Here is a 22,788-nt window from a genome sequence, read left to right on the forward strand (position 1 = left end):
TTCAATAAAGATGTTGAGTTTTTTTTACATTTCTGCAAATATATGCTAATTTGTTTCATTCTAGTTTGTATTCTTATTGGTTTTCTAACTTTCGTTTTGTAGTCCAAACATGAGCTACACTTTGTTTAATCAAAGATATAAAAAGCAATAAAAGAATTCAAAGTAAACTCATTACTTATTTTTAACTATTAGATGAAGCTGAATTTCTGTCTTAATAACAAACGTCAGATGCCTATTTCAGATTTTTATTGTTTAATAAACTCTAATTGCATTTACTTTAGCATCTATAAAATTTAGATTAAAACCTCTTTCTATTTCTATTAAACATTTTTCAATAGTGTCAATTACAAATTTTTTTTCAACAGTTATGGAAAATAATTTTCCTATTTTATTAACAGGACAAGGACTTCTCCAGCCTTCCCATATAAATTTTATATTTTCTTTGTCTTTTGTCATAGTTATTAAATAGGCGTCAGTTGTTTCATCTATTGATAAAGCACAATTAGACCAGATTATATTGTCTAAAATTGGTAGGTATTCCTGTTTTCTTTTAAATTCATCTTCTAATTGATTAGATTTTCAAACTAGTTCAAAAATTTCTCTGTCGGATCTGTTATAAAACTCGATATCGTATAAAAATTCTGAATTGTTTTCAAGACAAGTTTTTATTTTTTTAATAGAATTTGTCCAACTTCTCAAAAGGCAAGTCTTTGTCTTTTATTTCCAAATTTTAAATATTTAATATTTCTAAAATTTTCAATCAAATTTTGTTTTTTACATTATTGACAATGTTATGCAATTGTGTTAGTTCTGTAAATTTATAACAAAAGTTAACAAATACAAAACTCCTCATGAAATTTTTGGAAGCTAGAACGAGATGTAAAAATAGGGATTTAATTCCTTAAATTTTAGAGTTAAAAGCTTTGGAATTTGAAGAACTGAACAATATAGTAGTATCTTATATATTGTTTTTTTGAAATTATAAAGTGTTTAATTGTCCGTTTAAAGTCAAGCTTGTAAGTCAGTACTCGTTTCAAAGGAGCATTAGATTGGGTCTATTTTTCTTTTGTTATGGCGAATCTAAATTATTTTTAACAAAACGATAACAGAAATATTTTTTTTTGTTTTTAAATTGCTTCTTAATTAAAATTTATAAAATGAAAAATAAATTTACTAAATCATTCGTGTTTATGATGCTAATTTTTAGTTTCAGTACATTTGCACAGTTAAATACTCCACAAGGTAGTCAAAAAGCAGTGGTTACACAACGTGTTGGCATATCAGATATTACAATTACTTATTCTAGACCTAGTGTTAATGGTCGTGAAATTTGGGGTAAACTAGTACCTTATGGGATGAATAATCTTGGATTTGGTACTGCAACAGTCTCACCATGGAGAGCTGGAGCTAATGAAAATACAACCATTTCATTTTCACATGATGCAAAAGTAGAAGGGAAGCCAATAAAAGCAGGTACTTATGGTTTACATTTTGAAGTTAAGCCAAACAATTTAGCTACTCTAATCCTTTCAAATGATTCAGATGTATGGGGAAGTTATTTTTATGATGAAAACAATGATGCTTTAAGAGTTGATATAACTACTATTACTGTACCTTATCATGAGTTATTAACATATGAGTTTAATACTGTAACACCAAATACTGCAACAGCTTCATTAATTTGGGAAAAAAAAGGATTTCCATTTACTATTTCTTTTGACGTCTCAAAAATTGTACTAAATGATATCAGAACTAAATTAAAAGGACAAACTGGCTTTCAGCGTCAAAGTTGGGAACAAGCTGCCAGTTTTGCTTTAAATAATGGAGGAGATCTTAAAGAAGCTTTAGTATGGATTAATGCTGCTATTTCAGGCCAATTTTTTAGTCAAAAAACATTTAATAATTTATCAATTAAAGGACAAATATTAAAAAAACTTGGTAAAAATGATGAATATAAAATAATAATGGATGAAGCAGCTAGTATGGCTAATGTGAATCAATTAAATACGATTGGTTATCAGATGCTTACAGCTAAAGATAATGAAAGAGCTATAAAATACTTTAAGTTGAATGTGACTAATAATCCAAAAAATCCTAACTGTTATGATAGTCTAGGAGAAGCTTATAAAACAATAGGTGACAATAAAAAAGCAATTAAATATCTCAAGAAAGCATTATCACTTAATCCTTCAGCAAATGTAAAAGCTAATTCAGAAAAACTATTAAAAGAATTAGGAGCTTTATAGAGCCTTTATTAATATCTACCAACTTTGTGGTCTTGCTTTTAATATTAATTATTTTTATATATAGTTAACATTGTTTTGTTTCCAAGTTCATTTAATGATAAGTTTAAAGCATACAAAAGTTGATCAGAAAATAATTCAATTGAGATTAAATGATTTTTGCATCTTCAGTAAATTTAAAAGGTCATGAAACTGTTGATTATTTCTTTTTATTATGTATTCTGAAAAGTGTGAGGTTCTTTTTTAAGAGTTTTTTTATTCATTTTGGTAGAAAGTCTATTCTTTTTTCCAGCTTTTAAGTTGGTCCAAATATAAATACGATTCTACAAACTTTCTGTGTGCTACAGTAGTCATTTTTTCCAATAATTCTAAAGCGGAAATATAGCTAGCCAAATTACCATTTGATGATAAAAATTTACCATCTTCTACATAAGTGACTAGACTATCATTTTGCACTTTTAAATTAGGATAGTCTTTTTGAAGTTGGGTTCCACCACCAATCCAAGTTACTATTTTATGTCCGTCCGCAATGCTAGATTGGCCAATTAGTTGTGCACCTGCACAATTGCTTACTGTGTATTTTGTTTCTTTATTTTTTTCTTTGATGAATTCTATAATTTTAGCATTATGAACTTGTGCATACATATCATAAGCACTAGGCACAAAAAGAACCTCTAATTTTGGACAATTGTCAAAAGTATAATCCGGTACAAATTTCATTCCTTCTTCTGTAACAATTGGATTTTCTGTTTCAGCAATAGTAATTACATTGAATAATTGTTTTCCATCTTCTGTTAACTTAGCAAAGACATCAGAGGTAGCAACTACTTCGCTTTGTAGAACTCCATTGTACATTAGAAGCCCAATTGTTGGTAAATCTTTGTTGAAAACTCTTAAGTGTTTGGTTAATGTGTCAGAAATAGTTTCGTTTTGTAGTTCAGTTGAGACTTTCTTTTTATCCGAATTGCAACTATAGAAAATTAGGACAACTGAAATAACGGAGATCATTATAGTATTTTTCATTTTAATGAGTCTTTATAAATGTTTTATTAATTTCTTTTACAAAGATAATTACTGTTTTTTTAACTAATATAATTCCATATAGTTTTCTTCTTACTAATTTCTATGAAGACTTTTCTCAAGGTAGCATGCTCTGGTTTTTCCATAGAAGCATCTGCTTTTAATAGTTTTACTGCATGATGTCTGGCTAATTGTAGAATGTCTTTATCTTTGACAATATCTGCAATTTGAAGGTTTAAAACACCACTTTGTTGTTTGCCCATAATATCACCAGGACCTCGTAGTTTTAAATCTACTTCCGAAATTTCAAAACCATCATTGGTTCTAACCATAGTTTCCATTCGAGTTTTACTGTCTTCACTTAGTTTGAAACCTGTCATTAAAATACAATAACTTTGTTCGGCACCACGACCTACACGACCTCTTAACTGATGTAATTGAGATAAACCAAAGCGTTCTGCACTTTCAATGACCATTACGGAAGCATTGGGTACATTTACTCCAACTTCAATTACCGTAGTAGCAATCATAATATTGGTTTTTCCAGTCGCAAAACGACGCATTTCTTCTTCTTTATCTGCTGGTTTCATTTGTCCGTGAACAATGGAAATAGAGTAGTCTGGTAATGGAAAATCACGAGAGATACTTTCGTAACCGTCCATCAAATCTTTGTAATCCATTTTCTCCGATTCTTGAATTAGAGGATAAACGATGTATACTTGTCGGCCTTTAGCAATTTCATCTTTTAAAAATTTCCAAACTTTCAAACGATTGCTATCATAACGATGTACGGTTTGAATAGGTTTTCTTCCTGCTGGTAATTCATCAATAACCGAAATGTCTAAATCACCATATAAACTCATGGCTAGCGTACGTGGAATAGGAGTAGCAGTCATCACTAACATGTGTGGAGGAAGATCTCCACCACCTTTTTTCCATAATTTACTTCTTTGTTCCACTCCAAATCGATGTTGTTCATCAATAATAGCTAACCCTAAATTCTGAAATACAACTTTATCTTCCAGTAAGGCATGAGTGCCAATTAAAATGTCTAGCGAACCATTTTCAAGTGCTTCATGAATGCCTTTTCGCTCTTTGGTTTTACTAGAACCAGTTAATATTTGAATATTAATATCAAGATCTTTTGCTAATTCGGTTAAACCGTTGAAATGTTGGGTTGCCAAAATTTCTGTTGGTGCCATTAAGCAACTTTGAAAACCATTATCTTTTGCCATTAGCATACAAAGTAACGCTACAATCGTTTTTCCTGAACCTACGTCTCCTTGTAATAAACGGTTCATTTGTGCATTACTTCCTAAATCATTTCGAATTTCTTTTACTACACGTTTTTGGGCATTGGTTAACTCAAAAGGCAAATGATTGTTATAGAAATTGGTAAAATTATCACCTATGATTTCAAAAGGATGTCCTTTTATTTTGTGTTTGCGAATGAGGTTTTTAGTAATTAATTGCAATTGGATAAAAAATAATTCTTCAAACTTCAATCGGAATTGGGCTTTGGATAATAACTCTTGATTTTTTGGAAAATGAATATTGAATAAGGCTTCTTTTTTAGAAATTAGCTTTAATTCATCTATTAAATAAGTTGGTAACGTTTCCGTAAATAAAACATGCGTTTCAATAAATAATTGCTGCATGAGTTTATTAATCACTCGATTGGAAATGCCTTTATTCGCCAATTTTTCAGTGCTTGGATAAACGGGTTGCATCGCAGAACGCAAACTGGCTTTGTGTTCAGCTAGTAATTCCATTTCTGGATGCGCCATATTGAAAGTACTTCCAAATTGGGTTACCTTTCCAAAAATAACATATACTTCATTGATTTTAAGTCCTTCTCGAATCCATTTGTGACCTTGGAACCAAACCAAATCCATTTCTCCAGTATCATCAATAAAAGTAGCTACTAACCGTTTGCCACGTTTTTGTTCGACTGTTTTAATGTGAATAACTTTACCAATAATCTGAACTTCTGAATTGTTGTTTTGGAGTTGGTTGATTTTAAAATAACGAGTTCTATCGATGTATCTATTGGGAAACAGATTCACTAAATCTCCATATTTATGAATACCGAGTTCTTTACGAAGTAAGTCACCACGATTGGGACCAACTCCTTTTAGATATTCAATTGGGGTTTCTAGTAAATTCATGTTTAAATGGCAATATCAATGTCAAAAATCAATGTCAAATTTTATTCTTAAAATTGAGTTCAAGATTTAGATTTCTGATGACTAAATTCTAATTTTTAAATTCAAAAGCGAAGATAGGGTATAATTTAAATATTCAAAAATATCCTTTTGATTAAAATAAATCCTAAAAAAAGATACCAATAGTATAAAAACAGGTAAAAGTACGTATATGAGTTTTTTTTATCTGTAGTACTTTTATAAAAACAATTTCTGCCTTTAGAAATCAAATCAATAGCAGTATGGAAAGCACAAAAAAGTCGGAATGCACTTGTAATTCATCTACTTGTCCTAATCAGGAACAAGAAGAGCCACAAGTATTTAAAAAATCTTTTAAGACAATTCCATCCATTGCATTGAGTTTTTTAATTGCATTTTTTCCAAAATGTCCCATTTGTTGGGCAGTTTACATGAGTATGTTAGGCAGTTTTGGGATTGCAGAAATTCCCTATATGAAATGGCTTTTACCTGTTTTTATAGTGTTTTTAGGCATTCATTTAGTACTATTATTAAAAAAAATACCTACTAAAGGGTATGGACCTTTTGTTATTAGTCTGATAGGTTTTGGTATTATGATTCCTAGTAAAATAGTTTTTAGTACACCAGAGTGGGTATCCATTTTAGGAATGTCTTTTATTGTAATGGGTTCTTTATGGAATAGTTTTACTTTATCCAAGAAGCAATTACTCATCAAAATATAATAACTATCATTTCGAAATTAATTGTTTTTTTTGACAACTAAATGATAGATAATCCAGACTTTCTATGAAAGTCTGGATTTATTTTCTGGTACTGATGGCTACTTTTTTCAAATCCAAATTCAATGTTTTAAGGTTTTGATTGGCAGAAATTTTGGTGTTTCTATCTACGTTTGGATTTAAAAGTACTTGATAATTAACAGCCATTTCTTTCTTTAAATTTTCAATTTTTGTGATTCTTTCAGGAGTTGAATTTGCAATTGTCAATGTAGCTTTTATACTATCTAAAGCTTTATTTTGTTTATCAATAATGTCTTGCATAGCATTTCTTAAAGAATCTTCATTGGTTTGATTGGGGTTTGTTTCAATTAAATCTTCAATTTGATTGCTATTTTGTGCTATTTCTTTTGTAATTTCTTCATTATTACTGTTGGAAAGTTCCGTAACACTTTCTTGCAGCTTTATATTTTGATTAAAAAGAGGCAAGGAAATAAACCCATTTAGAATAACCATAAAAATAGTCATCAACATAAAACGCCATATCATTTTTATGATTAGCGGTCTTGGTTCTTGGTCTTTATTTTGTTCAGCTCTTAGTAAGAAAAAAGTAAGTAGAACTAATAAAAAACTAAATCCTGATATACCATATCCTAAAATTTTTATAACGTCTAGATTTTCAAACATGATTTCCTGTTTTATGTATTTGTTATACAAATATCTTACAGTTTTTACTATAAATTATAAGGGAAAATAGGGTATTTTTATGAGGTTTTTTCCCCATTTTATTCTAATTCTTTACTTATTTTGGCTATTAATTCATTCGCTATTTCCGTGTCCATTGATTTCAATTGTGCAATCATGAGCAATTTTTCATCTTTGGTGAGTTCGGGTTCCGGTTTTAGGAATTGGTTTTCATCAGCTTCTTTAAAGAATAAGGCATCAGTCCATGCATTACGAATGCCATCAATTACTAAGTGAATTCGGTCTTGATCACCTTTGTTGGCAACTGAATGGATAAAATTAGCATTAATGTACCAACATTCTCCTTCGTTCATAATCAGTCTTTGGTTATCCAAAATAAATTCAACTTCAGGATTTGTAATAATTGGAATATGAATTCTAAAACAACCGTCTTCGTAGCCTAATTCGTTGTCAGTATGAGGTTTTATATATGCTCCAGCAGCTAAACGCAAAAGTCGAGCGGTAGTTTTTTCAAATGAAAAGCTATCAATTACTTCTTTTAAATACTCACATGAATCCATAACCTCAGTATAGACTACTTTTTCAGTTCCTAGATTGAAAGCAGTAATATTTCCAGATTCTCCACCTTGAGAAAGCAAGGCAATTGCATTCCAAGAACCATAATAATTACTTGTGTTATAATGATTAACCCAATTTTTATCTAATATTTTTTCAACATCCATTTGCAGTTTTTCAACATCAAATGTAAATGGGAATTTAATATGTCGAATTAAGTTATCCATATTATTCTCTTACCCATTTTATCATGTGCGGAAATGGTTTTTCATTTCGTGCTGTTGCTTTTTGATTACCCAATGTCATTTGACACCATTCTAAAAAAGGTAAACCAATATAATTATTTTCTTTATACGAATCTATTAACCAATTTGAACTTCCTTTGTATCCATTAGGATGAAAAACCACTTCAAGAGGAATTTTTAAATGTTTAGCAGCAGCAAAAGACCACAACATGGCACCAATTTCATCACCTTGAGTGGGCCAATCTTCAGGTATATTATCCGTTCCAATTTTCTTTCTATCTTCAGCTGTAGTTACAGCAATATGACCAGCTTCGTGTAAAATATCACCAGGATATAATAATTTATTATAATCGATAATAATACCTTCATTAGAAAGCGCTAAACCAGGTAAAAAAGTATCGTCTGACAATTCTTTTTCAATAGTATTTATTCCAATTTCTTTTAAGAAAGTTGTTATTTTTTGTACTAATATATCGTTCATAAGCTATAGTAAGTCACAATACCAAAATCCATATTGATTAGGAGAATCATCCGTTTTGCAGACATCACTATTCGAGGATTTTGTAGGTTCATATTTTCTATAAACAATTTCACCAATTTCAAAAGCAATAGGTTTGGTAAAGATAGGCCCATCAAAAGTAAAGGTATGAAATTCACCATTTTCTCCACACGGATCAACATTATCTGGTAAATCATTGATAAAATTAGCATCAATTATTCGTCCTACAAATTCTTTTCCTAAATATTTTTCATTGACACAAACAATAATGGTTTTGAATCCCAATTCTAAAAATTCATGAATTAGTGCTTTAGTATCTTTTTTCCATAATGGAAAAACCCCTTTAAAATTAGCTAAAGCTAGTTTGTCTTCTCTGTATTTTCTTAAATCTTCTAGAAAAATGTCTCCAAAAATTGAGTATTCAACTCCCTTTTCTTGAAATGCTAAAAGTGTGTTTTTCATCACTTCATCATAGATCTCCATGGTTGGCATTTCTGGAATCATCATTTTTGTTAGTGGTAAACCGATACTTTCAGCTTGTTTTTCTAATAACTCAATACGAACACCATGCATGGAAATGCGTTGAAATTGTGAATTCACACTAGTAAGTAATGTGACAATTTCATATTCGTTTTCTTGTTGAATTTTGTGTAAAGTTAAAGCAGAATCTTTTCCGCTACTCCAGTTAAAAAGGGCTTTCTTTTTCAATTTTGGCATGTTTATAGTGTAAACTTACAAAATATGCTGAATTATTTCGCTAGGCTTTGTAAATTTGGAACAATAAAAATTAGACATGAGATACCTTTTTATAGTACTTTTTTCATTTTCACTCTTTTCCCAACAAACGAAAAAGGTCGATTTTATAAGTTGTGATGCTTTTGTTCAACCTAATTTCTCTGAAAAATCCATTTCAGGAAAAGTTAGTTATGAGTTTAAAGTTTTAGAAGCTATTGATACTATTAGAATTGATGCAATTGCTATGGGAATTGATGAAGTTCTGTTAAATAGTAAAAAAGTAAATTATAAAAATTCAGGAAAAGCTTTATTATTATTTGAAGGGTTTATCAAAGGCAATAACACCCTTTCATTTACTTATGAAGCAAAACCGAAACAAACCTTATATTTTACTGGAGAAGAAGAAGATCTACAGATTTGGACACAAGGACAAGGGAAAAATACAAGCCATTGGTTACCTAGTTTTGATGATGTGAATGAGAAGGTGATTTTTAATGTTACTATTGGTTTTGAAAAATCTTTTCAAGTTATTTCTAATGGAAAATTAGATAAAATTGTTTCTGTTGCAACAGATATGTACTATTGGCATTATCAAATGCAAAAACCAATGTCTTCTTATCTACTAATGTTAGCTATAGGAAACTTTGAAAAGCAAACTACTACAACAAAATCTGGAACAACTTTAGAGTTTTATTTGGATAAAAAAGATAGAGATAAATTTGAAACTACTTATCGCTTTTCTAAGCAGATTTTTGACTATTTAGAACAAGAAATAGGAGTAAAGTACCCTTGGGAAGTGTACCGTCAAGTTCCAGTAAGAGATTTTTTATATGCTGGAATGGAAAACACAACTTCTACCATTTTTTCTCAGGATTTTGTAGTGGATTCTATTGGTTTTAATGATAAAAACTATATCAATGTCAACGCTCATGAATTGGCTCATCAATGGTTTGGCGATTTAATAACAGCAAAGGAAAGTAAGCACCATTGGTTACATGAAGGTTTTGCTACGTATTATGCTTTATTAGCTGAAAAAGAGGTTTTTGGTGACGATTATTTTTACAATCAGCTTTATCAATCAGCTTTAGAATTAAAACAAGCAAATACATACGATTCTATTCCTATTTTAAATGAAAAGGCGAGTTCGTTGACATTTTATAAAAAAGGAGCTTGGGCTTTGCATGTTTTGAGAGAAAATGTAGGGGAAAAGAACTTTAGAAAAGCAGTAAAAAATTATTTAGATAAGTATGCCTTTAAAAATGTAGATACAGATGATTTTCTGAATGAAATCAATAAAGTTTCTAAATATGATACCAATGCTTTTAAGAAAAGCTGGTTGGAAAGTCCTACATTTAATTTAGAAGAAGCGATGAGTCATTTGGTCAAGAATAATTCGATAAAACAATTAATTGACTTTGGTTTAACCAATAAAAACTTGGAAGAAGATAAACTTTTTGAGAAATTCAAGTCCATTATAAAATCAGATGTTTATTTCACAGTGAAACAAGAAATTGTGTATCAATCTCAAAATCTATCTGATGAAAACCAACTAGCCATTTTAAAAGTAGCTTTGGAAACTAAAGATATAAAGGTTAGACAAGCGGTTGCAGAAATTTTAGCTAAAATTCCGCAATCTTTTAAAGCAGATTTTGAAACCTTATTATTGGATCCATCTTATATTACAAGAGAAATAGCTTTATTTAGACTTTGGACCAATTTTGAACAAGATAGAGAACGATTGGTTGCCATATCAGAAGATTGGATGGGTTTAAATTACAATTTAAAAATAGCGCATTTAACATTGAAGATTGTTGGTTCTAATGCTAATGAAGATAGAAGACAAAAAGCTGTAAAGGAATTAGAGCGATATATAAAATTACCTTATGAAGCCTCTGTTAGAGAACCAGCATTAGAAACTTTAATCAAATTAGGTAAAATTTCAGATGTTGTTTTAGAAGAATTAATCAATGCTTCTTTGCATCATAAATGGCAATTTGTGAAATTTGCTAAGGATAATATAAGAGCCTTAATTTCTAATGATACTATTAGAGAAAAATTCATACTTTTAAAGGATAAAGTAAACGACCAACAAAAAGAACGAATCAATTATTTCTTAAAAGAAACCGAGTAGATGAGAGCATTAGTAATTTCAGGAGGAGGAAGTAAAGGAGCCTTTGCAGGAGGTGTTGCCCAATATTTAATTAAAGACTTGCATAAAGATTATGATTTATATTTAGGAACTTCTACTGGAAGTCTATTGGTATCTCATTTGGCTTTACAAAAAGTTGAAAAAATAAAAGAAATATATACTTCTGTGAACCAAAATAGTATTTTTAGTAATTGTCCGTTCATTATTAAAAAGAAATTTGGAGAAGATACTATTGCGATTAATCACTTTAATGTTTTTCGAAATTTCATGAAAGGTTCTAAAACGTTTGGCGAAAGTAAAAATTTGAAAAAATTAATTCGTAAAGTACTTACAGTTGAAGAATTTGAAGAACTACAACAAGGTGAAAAAGAAATTATCGTTACAGTTTCTAACTTATCTTTAAATACAGTAGAATATAAATCCATAAACGATTTTAGTTATGATGATTTTTGTGACTGGGTGTGGATTTCTTGCAACTACATCCCATTTATGTCTTTGGTAAGGAAAAATAATTTTGAATATGCAGATGGTGGTTTTGCTTCTATGATTCCTATTGAAGAGGCTATCAAAAGAGGAGCGACTCATGTGGATGCTATTATTTTACAGAGTGAAACCAACTTATACAATAGAATGCCTGCTCGTGGTCCTTTTGGATTGTTGAGTAATCTTTTTGCTTTTATGATGGATCGTATTGAATATCAGAATATTAAAATTGGTAAATACGAAGCCAAATTAAGTAATGCAACTATCAATTTTTATTTTACACCAACGTTACTGACGACAAATTCATTAGTTTTTAATAAAAAGCAAATGCTAGAATGGTGGAAAATTGGTTATGAATATGCCAAAAGTAAAGAAATTGATACGCAAGAAATTCCTGAGGAGGAGTAAACATTCTTTCATTAATTATATAAAAAAAGTTATACTTAAAATATCCAATTTTTAAATACTAGGGAAAACCCTAGAATTTAAAATCTATGGTATTCACTATTCCGTGCCTTATAGATATTCTCCAAATTGCAATAGTCTAAAATACTATTCATTATGAGAACACAATTTCAATTCAAAACGTTTGGAGTGATTATCATTTTATTGTCATTTCAATTTGTAAGTGCTCAGGTTTTTAATTTAAAAGCAATACCAAATGAACCTGGCGAAAGAAAAGCAACTTCAATTGTAAAATTGCAAGGTTTACCAATTAGTAAAGTATCAGTTTCCATTGTTTATGGTACAGATTCTCTCGAAGTAAAAAATGCGTTTATTCTCAATAGAAGAAACCCAGCGAAATATTTTGAAACAAAAGCTACTTTAAAAGAGTTACAAAACGGAACAGCTGAAGCAACTATTATTTTTCCACATTCAGGTTTGGAACCAAAGAGTAGAGAAAAAGCATTTCCTTTTGGTACAAAACTTTATTTTGCTTGGGCAAGAACACATATTCCAAATGGAGCTACTGAAGAATTAACTTTAAATTCTGCAGTAAGTAGTTTTATTGTGCCAAGACCTATAACAATAGCCTATATGGGTGATTCTTTTGCTTCTGGAGAAGGAGCAAAGGGTAATGGTAATTGGGTAGATGAGGCTTGTCACAGATCAAACAAAAGTGGAGGAGTATTGGCTATAAAAAAACTAATTAGAGAAAGACAAGAATTGGAGTTCGATTATGTGAATACTACTTGTAGTGGTGCTAGAGTAATTGATTATTTTTTAGTTGCTCAACCCGTAGAACCAAGTAAAAATGCTACAAAACAAGACAAACAATTGGATATTGTTAAAAGATGGCTTACTAATAATAGATATGAAGATCTAGATATTTTAGTAGCTGATGGTGGTGGAAATGATATTGGCTTTGGCAATTTAGTTGGAGATGGGTTATTCTCTTTTTTTCGTGAATTAAGAACAGACAAAGCGCTCAACCAAGAATTGAATAGAGCTTTAAATAATTTACCTGATGTTTACGAATCATTTATGAACTTTCTGAATGCTGAAGTAACACCTTCGAAAATCATTTGGATGAATTACCCAAATCCCTTAATTGGTGAAGGAGGACGATTATGTTACCAACACCCTAGTTTATGTTGGGGCATCTTAGAAAATCAAATATCAAATCAAGATTGGGTTTATATCAATGAGAATATTTTTAATAAACTGAATCAGAGAGTAGAGCAGGCTGCAACTCTTTATGGTTGGGATTTAGTGGATGTTTCTAAAAAAGCGAATAACTTCGGAATTTGCAATTGCGAAGGGTATTTTAATACATTAGGGCAATCTATATTGGTACAAGGAGATGAAAGAGGTACTTTTCATCCAAATGAAAGAGGTTTTAATGCTATTTATAAAGAAGCCGTTTACAAAAAACTAGATGAGAATGTTAGCTCAATTTTTAAAGAAAGAAAAATGCTAGCTTTAAAAAAAGCAAAAGCAGCAGCCAAAGCGAAAATGTATCTTGAAAGCTTTAAGAAAAAAAATACGACTTTAATTTCAAACCAATCTGATTTTACTAATAAAGTTAAATTGGTTAAAAAAGGAACAATTAATAGCAATTTAAAAGTAACGAAATAATTATTAGAGGTATTACTATTATGGGAACAAGATATATATGTTTATGGGTAACGACTATACTGATGTCTTGCCAAACACCAACTCAAGCGCAAATGGAAGGCATTTATATAGGAGATATAGACGGAGCTAGTATTACTTTGACGCTAAAAAAAGTGACAGCAACTAGTTATGAAGGCTCTATGCAAGACGAACAACAAAATTATGTTGTTACTGCTCAAGTAGATGATAATTGTTTACACGGAAATGCAGTTGAAAATGACTTGCATATTACATTATTATTATCTGGATGTTTACAAAAGAATCAAATAGAAATGGGTTTTGATTTTAGCAATTTAGGTGTAACAGAAATAAAAAAAGTTCTTTTTATAAAACAAACTAGTGCTACTAGTTCAAATACAAATCAACCTAAAAAGAATGCTGGTACTGATCGCGATCAAGCTCTTGTAGGTGTTTGGAAACAAGAACAATTATACAGTTCAGGTTCGGGTGATGCTTTTTTTGGAGGTAGTGTTACTCAAAAAGTTGTCTTTTATCCAGATGGCTCAATTGCAGATGGAGGAAGTCAAGCAACAATGAGTGGTAGTGACTATTCAGGCAATTCTACTTCTGGATATGTAGGTAAAGCAGCAGGGGTAAGTTGGTCAACAAAAAATAAGCATTTGTATATTACTATTACGCAAAATAATCAAACACAAACAGCTGATGCTGGAAAATATTATGTAGAAAATGGCAAAATGCTCATTACTGATCAAAATGGCAATAAAACATTATTAATTAAAGTACAATAGTATGAGAAATAATAGTTTACTACTTGTTAGCGTTATGGCAATTTTACTAAGTTGCAGTAAAGAAGAGTTCACTGAAGTTCAAAATGAAAAACCGCAACCATTTAATCTAATTGCTATTAATAATGGAGCAGTTGAAGTGGGTGTGAAACCAACATTTATTTGGGAACCAGCAATTGATCCAGAAGGATTTAATGTAACATACGATTTGTTAGTTGGAAAAACTGCGAATGATTTAGTACCTTTTGCATCCTCTATTAATGGAACCACATTTACACCAACACAGCGTTTGCCAGTATCAGAAGATTTGTTCTGGAGTGTTAAAGCAAAAGACAATAAAGGAGCTGAAACTATAGCTTCAGATACATTTAGTTTTACAACTAGAAAATTGACAGATGGGACTTTAGGAATAAATACATTTACTACATTACAAACCCATACTTCTTTGGTTTTTGATACTAAATTATGGATACTTGGGGGGCAAAATAAGATACTCAATTCATCAGATGGAATCAATTGGAATGTAGTGAATACAACTCCTGCTTTTCAAACGAGATTCAATCATTCTTCAGTTGTTTTTGATAATAAAATGTGGGTAATTGGAGGAGAAGTTTCTATAACGAATAAAAATGATGTTTGGTTTTCTTCAGATGGCAACAATTGGACTCAAGCAACGAACAATGCCCCTTTTTCTGCCAGACAAGGACAATCTTCAGTTGTTTTTGATAATAAAATATGGGTAATTGGAGGTCATGCAGGTACTTCATCTTTTAATGATGTTTGGTTTTCATCTGATGGAGTTAATTGGCAAGAAGCAACTAATAATGTAAACTTTACAATTCCTTTAGAGCATACTACAGTGGTGTTTGATAATAAAATATACATGATAGGAGGGAATGAAGTTCGATTTTCAACAAATGGAATTACATGGCAATTAGCAGCAACTATAAGTCAATTTTCCAATCGTAACAATCATAGCTCTGTAGTTTTTGATGATAAAATTTGGTTAATAGGAGGATTTGGGATTATTGATAGAAATGATGTTTGGTTTTCTAAAGATGGTGTTACCTGGACTAGAAATGTTGAAAGTGCCAATTTTAACGATAGATCAAAGCATACAGCAGTTGTATTTAAAGAAAAAATTTGGGTTATAGGTGGTGTAAAATTATTCTCCCCTTCCGGAGAAGATCCAAATAACGGAATTTGGTTTTTAGATTAAAAATCTATTTAGCATTGCAATGCGATACTGTATTGCAATGTTTTTTTTACTTATTTTTACTTAAAATCATTATATGTTATCTCTTGTTTGGTGTACAGCTATTGCTTATCTGATATTATTTATAATTGTCAGTACAAGCATCTATTTTTATACTCGAGAGAAAAGCTTTAAATATTATGTTTATTATAGTACTTTTTTACTTATTTATTTAGCAACGAAAGACTTAACTGTATATGCTTTTTTAAATAAATACGTAAATCATGATGTTATAATTCATTTTAATTGGTTAATTCAAGTAGTCTTTTACAGTTTTTATTTCATTTTTGCTTTATATTTTTTAGATTTTGAAAAGTTTTTGCCTAAAATGTTTAAAATAGTTCGACTGTTTCTCTTTTCATTAATTGTACTTTTTTTTGTATTTGCATTGTTATCTATTCATTATCATTTATACAATGTCTTTTTTAAACTTTTTGCCTATTTGTTTTTACCTATAGTATTGTTACTTTTTGTTTATTTTTTTCCATTAGCATTAAAGCATTCTGGTAAACACAAATACTTTTTACTAACAGGAATTGTAATATACATTATCACTGCATTAACAGCTTTTATTTTAAGTCATTATAGTCATATAAGTATTGAACCGTTAAAATATTTCATTGCAGGCATTATCATTGAAAGTATTTGTTTTAGTCTTGGTTTGGCTTATAAAATAAAACTCATAAATGATGAAAGTATAAAGCAAAAAAATGATAGATTAAAAGCCCAACATAAATTAGAAATAACGAAGCTTAATGCACTTATTGAAGGAGAAGAGAATGAAAGAAATAGAATAGCACAAGATTTACACGATGGTATTAATGGAGATTTATCAGCTATTAAATTTCAATTAATGGCTTTTAAAAATAAACTAGCAAACGATGTAAATCATGATAATCTAGATAAAAGTATTGCTATGATTGATACTACTTGCGAGCAAGTTAGAACTATTTCTCATAATTTGACTCCGTATGCTATTTCACAATTTGGCTTGTCACGAGCATTAGAACAATTTTGTAAAAAAATGCATAATTCGTTTTTATTAATTGATTATCAGTGGTTCGGAGACGATTTGGTTTTACCAAAAAGTATAGAAACTAGTATATACAGAGTAGTTCAAGAATTGGTTCAAAACACTATAAAGCATGCAAATGCCAAAGAAGTATTGGTACACTGTAATAATTTAGATGACAATTTAAATATCACTGTGGAAGATGACGGAAAAGGATTTGATAAAAATAGAGGAATGAAAGGCATTGGATTCAAAAATATAGAAAACAGAATTAATTACCTAAATGCTAAAATGGAAATTGAAACTTCTAGTATGGGAACAACAATTTTAATAAATATATCATTAAAAAATATACAATTATGATTTCAATAGCAATAACAGATGACCATGCCATGATTATTGAAGGGTTGAAAGCCATGTTTCAATTGGATAAGAAGTATGTAATTAGTGCTTCTTACTCCTCTTTAAAAGAAACTCTACAAAATATTGCTAGGGACAAACCCAATGTTCTTTTATTAGATATTAATCTTAAAGATGGGAATGGAACTTCTATATGTAAAGAGGTTTTAAAGTTAGTGCCCAATTTGAAAATCATTGCCTTAACAAGTTTTGAAGATGTAAATATGGTACGATTGATGCTTAGAAATGGTGCCAAAGGTTATTTGTTAAAGAATACTTCTTCTGATGAAATTATTACGGCAATTAATATGGTTATGAATGATGAGATTTATTTGCCTAAGGAATTGAAAAACCAAATTTTAAATGAAAGTATTGGTATAGAAAAAAGACATGATTTCTTGCCCAAAATTACACGTAGAGAAAAAGAAGTTTTAGCACTTATTGTTGAAGAATTTACTACAGATGAAATTGCGGATAAACTTTTTGTTACCACAAAAGCTATTGAAGCTCATAGAAGTAATCTTATCCAAAAATTAAACGTTAGAAATACAGCAGGTCTTGTTAAAATAGCAATAGAAAAAGGATTACTTTAAAATAGAATTAAAAATAAATTCATTTTAAGGGTAACAAATGAAAGGCGATGTGTATCTGTTTGTATAAAACTTTAAAAAACACATATCATGAAAAACTTAAAAGTCATTTTAATTTTATTATTTTTTGCTTCATTGCTAATTACAAGCTGTGAAACAAATGATGATACTTTTATTCCAGAGGAAAATTCGAACACAACGATTAACTACGATTTTGGTGCAACAGTTTCAAGAGATTTTATAGGTCAAATTATAGATGAAAACGAAGACCCAATTCAAAATGTTATGGTTAATATTGGTTCGAGTACAGCTCAAACTGATGTTAATGGTATTTTTATTATTAAAAATGCTTCGGTTAAATCTAAATTTGCTTATGTAACTGCTACTAAAGCGGGTTATTTAAAAGGATCTCGTACTGTCATTCCAACTTCAGGTGAAAATAACATTAAAATTATGTTGTTAAGTGCAACAGTTATTGGAACGGTTACTTCTGGTACAACTGGAAATGTTACTTTACCAAATGGAACTAAAGTTGACTTTGATGGTAATTTTAAAAAAGAAGATGGTTCTTCTTATTCTGGTTCGGTTAGTGTAATCCTACATCATTTAGATCCTTCTGATGAAAATGTAGAAGCAAAGATGCCTGGTTCTTTATTGGCATCAGATAATAATGGTCAAGCCAAAGTACTAGAAACATTTGGTATGATTAACGTAGAATTACAAGGTTCAGGTGGAGAAAAATTACAATTATCAGGATCTGCATCTATAGAATTACCAATTGATACAGCACAATCTGCAACATCACCTAACACAATTCCTTTATGGCATTTCGACGAAGAAGCTGGTTATTGGGTAGAAGAAGGAACAGCAACAAAAGTTGGTAACAAATATGTGGGAACCGTTTCTCATTTCTCATGGTGGAATTGTGATGCTCAATTTCCAACAGTAAATTTATGTTTGACTGTTGTAAATCCAAACAACGAACCTATTGCAAATGTGCATGTGGAATTGGCTCCGAATAATCAAACTTACCCTAGAACAGGAATAAGTGATAATAATGGTGCAATTTGTGGTTTAATTCCAGCCAATCAAACCATTACTATGAATGTGTTGGATAATTGCGGAAATGTCATTACCACTTCTCAAATAGGACCATTTTCAACAGATACGGTTTTACCAGATATTATCTTAACTGCTGGTATGGTTCAACAAACTACTGTAGAGGGAACTTTAGCACAATGTAACAATTCAAATGTCACTGATGGATATGTTCTGTTGCATTATGGAAATCAAACTTTAATTTCTAATGTTACTAATGGAAGTTTTGATTTTAATACACTTGTATGTAGTACCAATGATACTTTTACTTTAGAAGGGTATGATTATACCAACTTACAAACATCTGGTGTTATTAACTATACGTTTACAACTCCAATAACTACTATTGGTAATCTGATTACTTGTACTGCTGTAACAGAATATATTACTTATCAAATTGATAATAATCCAGTGGAATACTTAATAGGTTCAATAAGTGCTGGTTATAATCCAAATGGTTTGTCTGTAAGTCTGCAAGGTAATGGAACAACTACTGGTAGTTTTTATTTATGGGGAAATACTAATGTTCCAGGAATTTATACTACATCAACATTCCAATTAGAAGGTGGGGCATTTAATTATATTGGTCAACAAACAACTAATACGGTATCTTTCAACTTTACTAATTTTGGTGTAGTAGGAGATTATATAGATATGACTTTTAGTGGAACATATGAAGACTCAAATTCAAGTACAACTCATACTATTACAGGTGTTATTCATGTAATTAGAGATAATTAAAAAAAGAATACTGAAAAAGAAAAAGAAAAATCCCGAAATATTTCGGGATTTTTTATTTAAAAAACAGTTTTTAATTCTTCTTTGATATAACTAATCGCTACATTACTTGGAGCTTCATTTTCAGTTAAATCAATTAAGATAGCTTCACGTAATTTTTCAGCATTTAAAATATCTTCTTCAATCGATTTCTGACGAATCATTTGAATGGTTGAGTTTTTTGCTTTATTAATAATATCCCATGTATTTGCTGTAACATATACTTGTTGGGTTAAATTATGATCAAATTCCGTTTGAATATTGTGTATTAATAAAGTAGCATAATCACTTTTATCAGAGGTAGGTGGAGTAACACGCAATAATAATTGGGCAGGATTTATTCGTTCCAATAACAAAACAATACGCTCATATGCTTGTAAACGTATAGGTAGTGCTTGTTTCTGATTTTCTTTTAATAATTCAAAGCGTCTTCTGTTTTCTTCACTTTTAAAAAAAGAATGAAATAAAAAATAGGCTACACCACCAGTAATTAAAGCAGGTAATGTATAAGAAGCTAACTCTATAATTTTTGTACCGTCCATAAATTGTAAATTTTCAATCACAAAGAAAATATTAAAAAAAACAAAAAGCAAATTCAATTCAAATGATTGGAAATGAAAATTGACTTTTAACATTGCAATTGATATTGCTTTTTCAAGTTGTTTTTTGACTTTGAATCACGTATTTTTGTAGATTAGTAAATCTATTAGAAAAAGCGTGATACAAAATATAATTTCCCAACTTAACGAAGCACAACAAGCACCTGTTTTACAAAAAGATGGCCCAATGATTGTTATTGCTGGTGCTGGTTCAGGTAAAACAAGAGTACTTACTGTTCGTATAGCCAATTTAATGAGCCAAGGTGTTGATGCTTTTAATATTTTAGCATTAACTTTTACCAACAAAGCAGCACGTGAAATGAAGAAACGTATTGCTGATATTGTTGGAAATAACGAAGCTAAAAACCTTTGGATGGGAACTTTTCACTCGGTTTTTGCAAAAATACTTCGTATTGAAGGAGAAAAATTAGGATATCCTTCCAATTTTTCCATTTATGATACGCAAGATTCTGTGCGTTTAATTGGAGCTATTATAAAAGAGATGCAATTAGACAGAGATATTTATAAACCCAAACAAATTTTAGGTAGAATTTCTTCTTACAAAAACTCGCTAATAACCGTTAAAGCTTATTTCAATAATCCTGATTTACAAGAGGCTGATGCCATGAGCAAAAAGCCTAGAATGGGTGAAATTTACCAGCAATATGTGGAGCGTTGTTTCAAATCAGGAGCTATGGATTTTGATGATTTGTTATTAAAAACCAATGAGTTACTAAACCGTTTTCCAGATGTTTTAGCTAAATATCAAGATCGTTTTCGCTATATATTGGTTGATGAGTACCAAGATACCAACCATTCTCAATACTTAATTGTTAGGGCTTTATCAGATCGTTTTCAAAATATATGTGTAGTAGGGGATGATGCTCAAAGTATTTATGCTTTCCGTGGTGCCAATATCAATAACATTTTGAACTTTCAAAAAGATTATGAAAATGTGCAAATGTATCGTTTGGAACAAAATTACCGTTCGTCAAAAAACATAGTTGAAGCAGCGAATAATATTATTGATAAAAATAAAACAAAACTTGATAAGATTGTTTGGACAGCTAATGATGATGGTCCAAAAATTAAAGTACATCGCAGTGTAACAGATAGTGAAGAAGGACGCTTTGTAGCTTCTACCATATTCGAACAAAAAATGCAAAATCAATTGCCTAATGGTCATTTTGCAGTTTTATATCGTACCAATGCGCAATCTCGATCTATAGAGGATGCTTTGCGAAAAAGAGATATTTCCTATCGTATTTATGGAGGTTTATCGTTTTACCAAAGAAAAGAAATTAAAGATGTTTTGGCATATCTAAGATTAGTTATTAATCCGAAGGATGAAGAAGCATTAGTTCGTGTAATTAATTATCCAGCTAGAGGAATTGGAAACACAACGATTGAAAAACTTACTGTTGCAGCAAATCATTACAAACGTTCCATTTTTGAAGTGATGGAGCATATTGATAAAATTGATTTAAAGTTAAATGGTGGTACAAAAACAAAGTTGCAAGATTTTGTAACAATGATTAAAAGTTTTCAAGTTATTAATGAAAATCAGGATGCTTTTTATTTGACAGATCATGTTGCAAAAAAAACAGGTTTGGTACAAGAATTAAAGAAAGATGGAACTCCAGAAGGAATTACTCGAATTGAGAACATTGAGGAATTATTAAACGGTATCAAAGATTTTACGGAAGGACAAAAAGAAATTGATGGTGCAAGAGGTGCTCTGGCTGAATTTTTAGAAGATGTAGCTTTGGCTACAGATTTAGATAAAGACACAGGTGATGATGATAGAGTAGCTTTAATGACGATTCACTTAGCAAAAGGACTAGAATTCCCGCATGTATTTATTGTTGGTCTTGAGGAAGATTTATTCCCAAGTGCTATGAGTTTAAATACACGTAGTGATTTAGAAGAAGAACGACGCTTATTTTATGTAGCCTTAACAAGAGCTGAACACCAAGCGTATTTGGCTTATGCACAATCACGTTATCGATGGGGAAAGTTAGTCGATAGTGAACCTTCACGATTTATTGAAGAGATTGATGACACCTATTTAGAATATTTAAATCCAGCTGATAACGGTAATTATCGATACAAACCACAAATGGATATTGATATTTTTGGCGATATTGATAAATCAAAATTACGTTTAGCAAAACCTATTGCAAGTAAACCACCAGCTTATTTGAATACACAAGCTAATGATAAACCTAATATTAGAAAATTAAAACCAGTTTCTGGAATTAAAACACAAGGGAATACAAATTTATTTGATAATAATCTAGTAGTGGGTAATATTGTAATGCATGAACGATTTGGTAAAGGTCATATTGTTAGTATTGAAGGGATAGGTGCAGATAAAAAGGCAGAAATTAAATTTGATGTTGGTGGATTAAAGAAGCTTTTATTAAAATTTGCCAAATTAGATGTTTTAGGTTAGTATGGAATAAATAAGCTTATAATCTTTGTAAAATGACAAGATCTAACAATTAATACTATTTACTATAGCAATCAATGTATTATGTCATAAATGTAATATAGTTGATTGTAAGTAAATAAAACTTTTATTTTATCATATAACTTCCAGCTTCAAATCTTATTTTTAATTTTTTCTCCTAAAGAGGTTTCATTTGGTAATAAAGAAAA

At 30.2% G+C, this 22,788-nt stretch carries 19 protein-coding genes; 11 read left to right on the forward strand and 8 right to left on the reverse strand.

Going from position 1 to position 22,788, the window contains the following annotated elements; translation table 11 throughout:
• Nucleotides 1–252: 252 nt before the first annotated feature.
• The gene (locus FIA58_RS02270; protein ID WP_140959601.1) at nt 253–456 is read right to left on the reverse strand and encodes a hypothetical protein; all 204 of its coding nucleotides are present in this window, start codon (nt 454–456) and stop codon (nt 253–255) included.
• Nucleotides 457–1,157: 701 nt separating this feature from the next.
• Here FIA58_RS02270 and FIA58_RS02275 point away from each other — a divergent pair.
• Nucleotides 1,158–2,246 (forward strand): DUF2911 domain-containing protein, encoded by a 1,089-nt coding sequence (locus tag FIA58_RS02275; RefSeq protein WP_140959603.1) that lies wholly within the window; start codon nt 1,158–1,160, stop codon nt 2,244–2,246.
• Between the two features lie 273 nt (nt 2,247–2,519).
• Here FIA58_RS02275 and FIA58_RS02280 read toward each other — a convergent pair whose 3' ends face one another.
• Nucleotides 2,520–3,266, reverse strand: coding sequence for a DJ-1/PfpI family protein (locus tag FIA58_RS02280; RefSeq protein ID WP_140959605.1), 747 nt, complete (start codon nt 3,264–3,266; stop codon nt 2,520–2,522).
• 59 nt (nt 3,267–3,325) lie between these two features.
• Nucleotides 3,326–5,431, reverse strand: coding sequence for an ATP-dependent DNA helicase RecG (gene recG, locus FIA58_RS02285; RefSeq protein ID WP_140959607.1), 2,106 nt, complete (start codon nt 5,429–5,431; stop codon nt 3,326–3,328).
• Nucleotides 5,432–5,709: 278 nt separating this feature from the next.
• On the opposite strand from recG, the gene FIA58_RS02290 reads away from it, so the two are divergent.
• A complete protein-coding gene (locus FIA58_RS02290) occupies nt 5,710–6,168 on the forward strand; it encodes a hypothetical protein (protein ID WP_140959609.1) in 459 nt (152 codons plus the stop codon).
• Between the two features lie 78 nt (nt 6,169–6,246).
• Here the strand turns inward: FIA58_RS02290 and FIA58_RS02295 are convergent, their stop codons facing one another.
• The 4 genes from FIA58_RS02295 to FIA58_RS02310 all read right to left on the reverse strand — a co-directional run bounded on the left by FIA58_RS02295 (nt 6,247) and on the right by FIA58_RS02310 (nt 8,874).
• A complete protein-coding gene (locus FIA58_RS02295; RefSeq protein WP_140959611.1) occupies nt 6,247–6,849 on the reverse strand; it encodes a hypothetical protein in 603 nt (200 codons plus the stop codon).
• Between the two features lie 98 nt (nt 6,850–6,947).
• Nucleotides 6,948–7,649, reverse strand: a complete 702-nt coding sequence (locus FIA58_RS02300; protein ID WP_140959613.1) for an aspartyl/asparaginyl beta-hydroxylase domain-containing protein — start codon at nt 7,647–7,649, stop codon at nt 6,948–6,950.
• Between the two features lies 1 nt (nt 7,650).
• Nucleotides 7,651–8,148 carry a hypothetical protein gene (locus tag FIA58_RS02305; RefSeq protein ID WP_140959615.1) on the reverse strand — a complete coding sequence of 166 codons (498 nt, stop codon included), beginning with the start codon at nt 8,146–8,148 and terminating at the stop codon, nt 7,651–7,653.
• 3 nt (nt 8,149–8,151) lie between these two features.
• The gene (locus FIA58_RS02310) at nt 8,152–8,874 is read right to left on the reverse strand and encodes a Dph6-related ATP pyrophosphatase (RefSeq protein WP_140959617.1); all 723 of its coding nucleotides are present in this window, start codon (nt 8,872–8,874) and stop codon (nt 8,152–8,154) included.
• Between the two features lie 85 nt (nt 8,875–8,959).
• Here FIA58_RS02310 and FIA58_RS02315 point away from each other — a divergent pair, with 85 nt between their 5' ends.
• The 8 genes from FIA58_RS02315 to FIA58_RS02350 all read left to right on the forward strand — a co-directional run bounded on the left by FIA58_RS02315 (nt 8,960) and on the right by FIA58_RS02350 (nt 19,492).
• On the forward strand, nt 8,960–11,032 hold the full coding sequence (locus FIA58_RS02315) for a M1 family metallopeptidase (RefSeq protein WP_140959619.1): 2,073 nt from the start codon (nt 8,960–8,962) through the stop codon (nt 11,030–11,032).
• On the forward strand, nt 11,033–11,941 hold the full coding sequence (locus tag FIA58_RS02320) for a patatin-like phospholipase family protein (RefSeq protein ID WP_140959621.1): 909 nt from the start codon (nt 11,033–11,035) through the stop codon (nt 11,939–11,941).
• 153 nt (nt 11,942–12,094) lie between these two features.
• Nucleotides 12,095–13,612 (forward strand): SGNH/GDSL hydrolase family protein, encoded by a 1,518-nt coding sequence (locus FIA58_RS02325; RefSeq protein ID WP_140959623.1) that lies wholly within the window; start codon nt 12,095–12,097, stop codon nt 13,610–13,612.
• A gap of 20 nt (nt 13,613–13,632) precedes the next feature.
• Nucleotides 13,633–14,400, forward strand: coding sequence for a hypothetical protein (locus FIA58_RS02330; protein ID WP_140959625.1), 768 nt, complete (start codon nt 13,633–13,635; stop codon nt 14,398–14,400).
• A 1-nt stretch (nt 14,401) separates the two neighbouring features.
• Nucleotides 14,402–15,616: a Kelch repeat-containing protein gene (locus FIA58_RS02335; RefSeq protein WP_140959627.1), complete on the forward strand. Its 1,215-nt coding sequence runs from the start codon at nt 14,402–14,404 to the stop codon at nt 15,614–15,616.
• Nucleotides 15,617–15,689: 73 nt separating this feature from the next.
• On the forward strand, nt 15,690–17,027 hold the full coding sequence (locus FIA58_RS02340; RefSeq protein WP_140959629.1) for a sensor histidine kinase: 1,338 nt from the start codon (nt 15,690–15,692) through the stop codon (nt 17,025–17,027).
• Nucleotides 17,024–17,656, forward strand: a complete 633-nt coding sequence (locus FIA58_RS02345) for a response regulator (RefSeq protein ID WP_140959631.1) — start codon at nt 17,024–17,026, stop codon at nt 17,654–17,656. The genes FIA58_RS02340 and FIA58_RS02345 overlap by 4 nt, the downstream gene beginning before the upstream one ends.
• A gap of 87 nt (nt 17,657–17,743) precedes the next feature.
• Complete coding sequence (locus FIA58_RS02350) at nt 17,744–19,492, forward strand: hypothetical protein (RefSeq protein WP_140959633.1); 1,749 nt, start codon at nt 17,744–17,746, stop codon at nt 19,490–19,492.
• Between the two features lie 56 nt (nt 19,493–19,548).
• On the opposite strand, the gene FIA58_RS02355 is transcribed toward FIA58_RS02350, so the two are convergent.
• Nucleotides 19,549–20,070, reverse strand: a complete 522-nt coding sequence (locus tag FIA58_RS02355) for a DUF7935 family protein (protein WP_140959635.1) — start codon at nt 20,068–20,070, stop codon at nt 19,549–19,551.
• Nucleotides 20,071–20,248: 178 nt separating this feature from the next.
• Here FIA58_RS02355 and FIA58_RS02360 point away from each other — a divergent pair, with 178 nt between their 5' ends.
• Entirely contained in the window at nt 20,249–22,582 is a 2,334-nt protein-coding gene (locus FIA58_RS02360) for an ATP-dependent helicase (RefSeq protein ID WP_140959811.1), read from the forward strand.
• The last annotated feature ends 206 nt before the right edge of the window (nt 22,583–22,788 follow it).

The organism is Flavobacterium jejuense, assembly GCF_006491595.2.
Lineage (GTDB): Bacteria > Bacteroidota > Bacteroidia > Flavobacteriales > Flavobacteriaceae > Flavobacterium > Flavobacterium jejuense.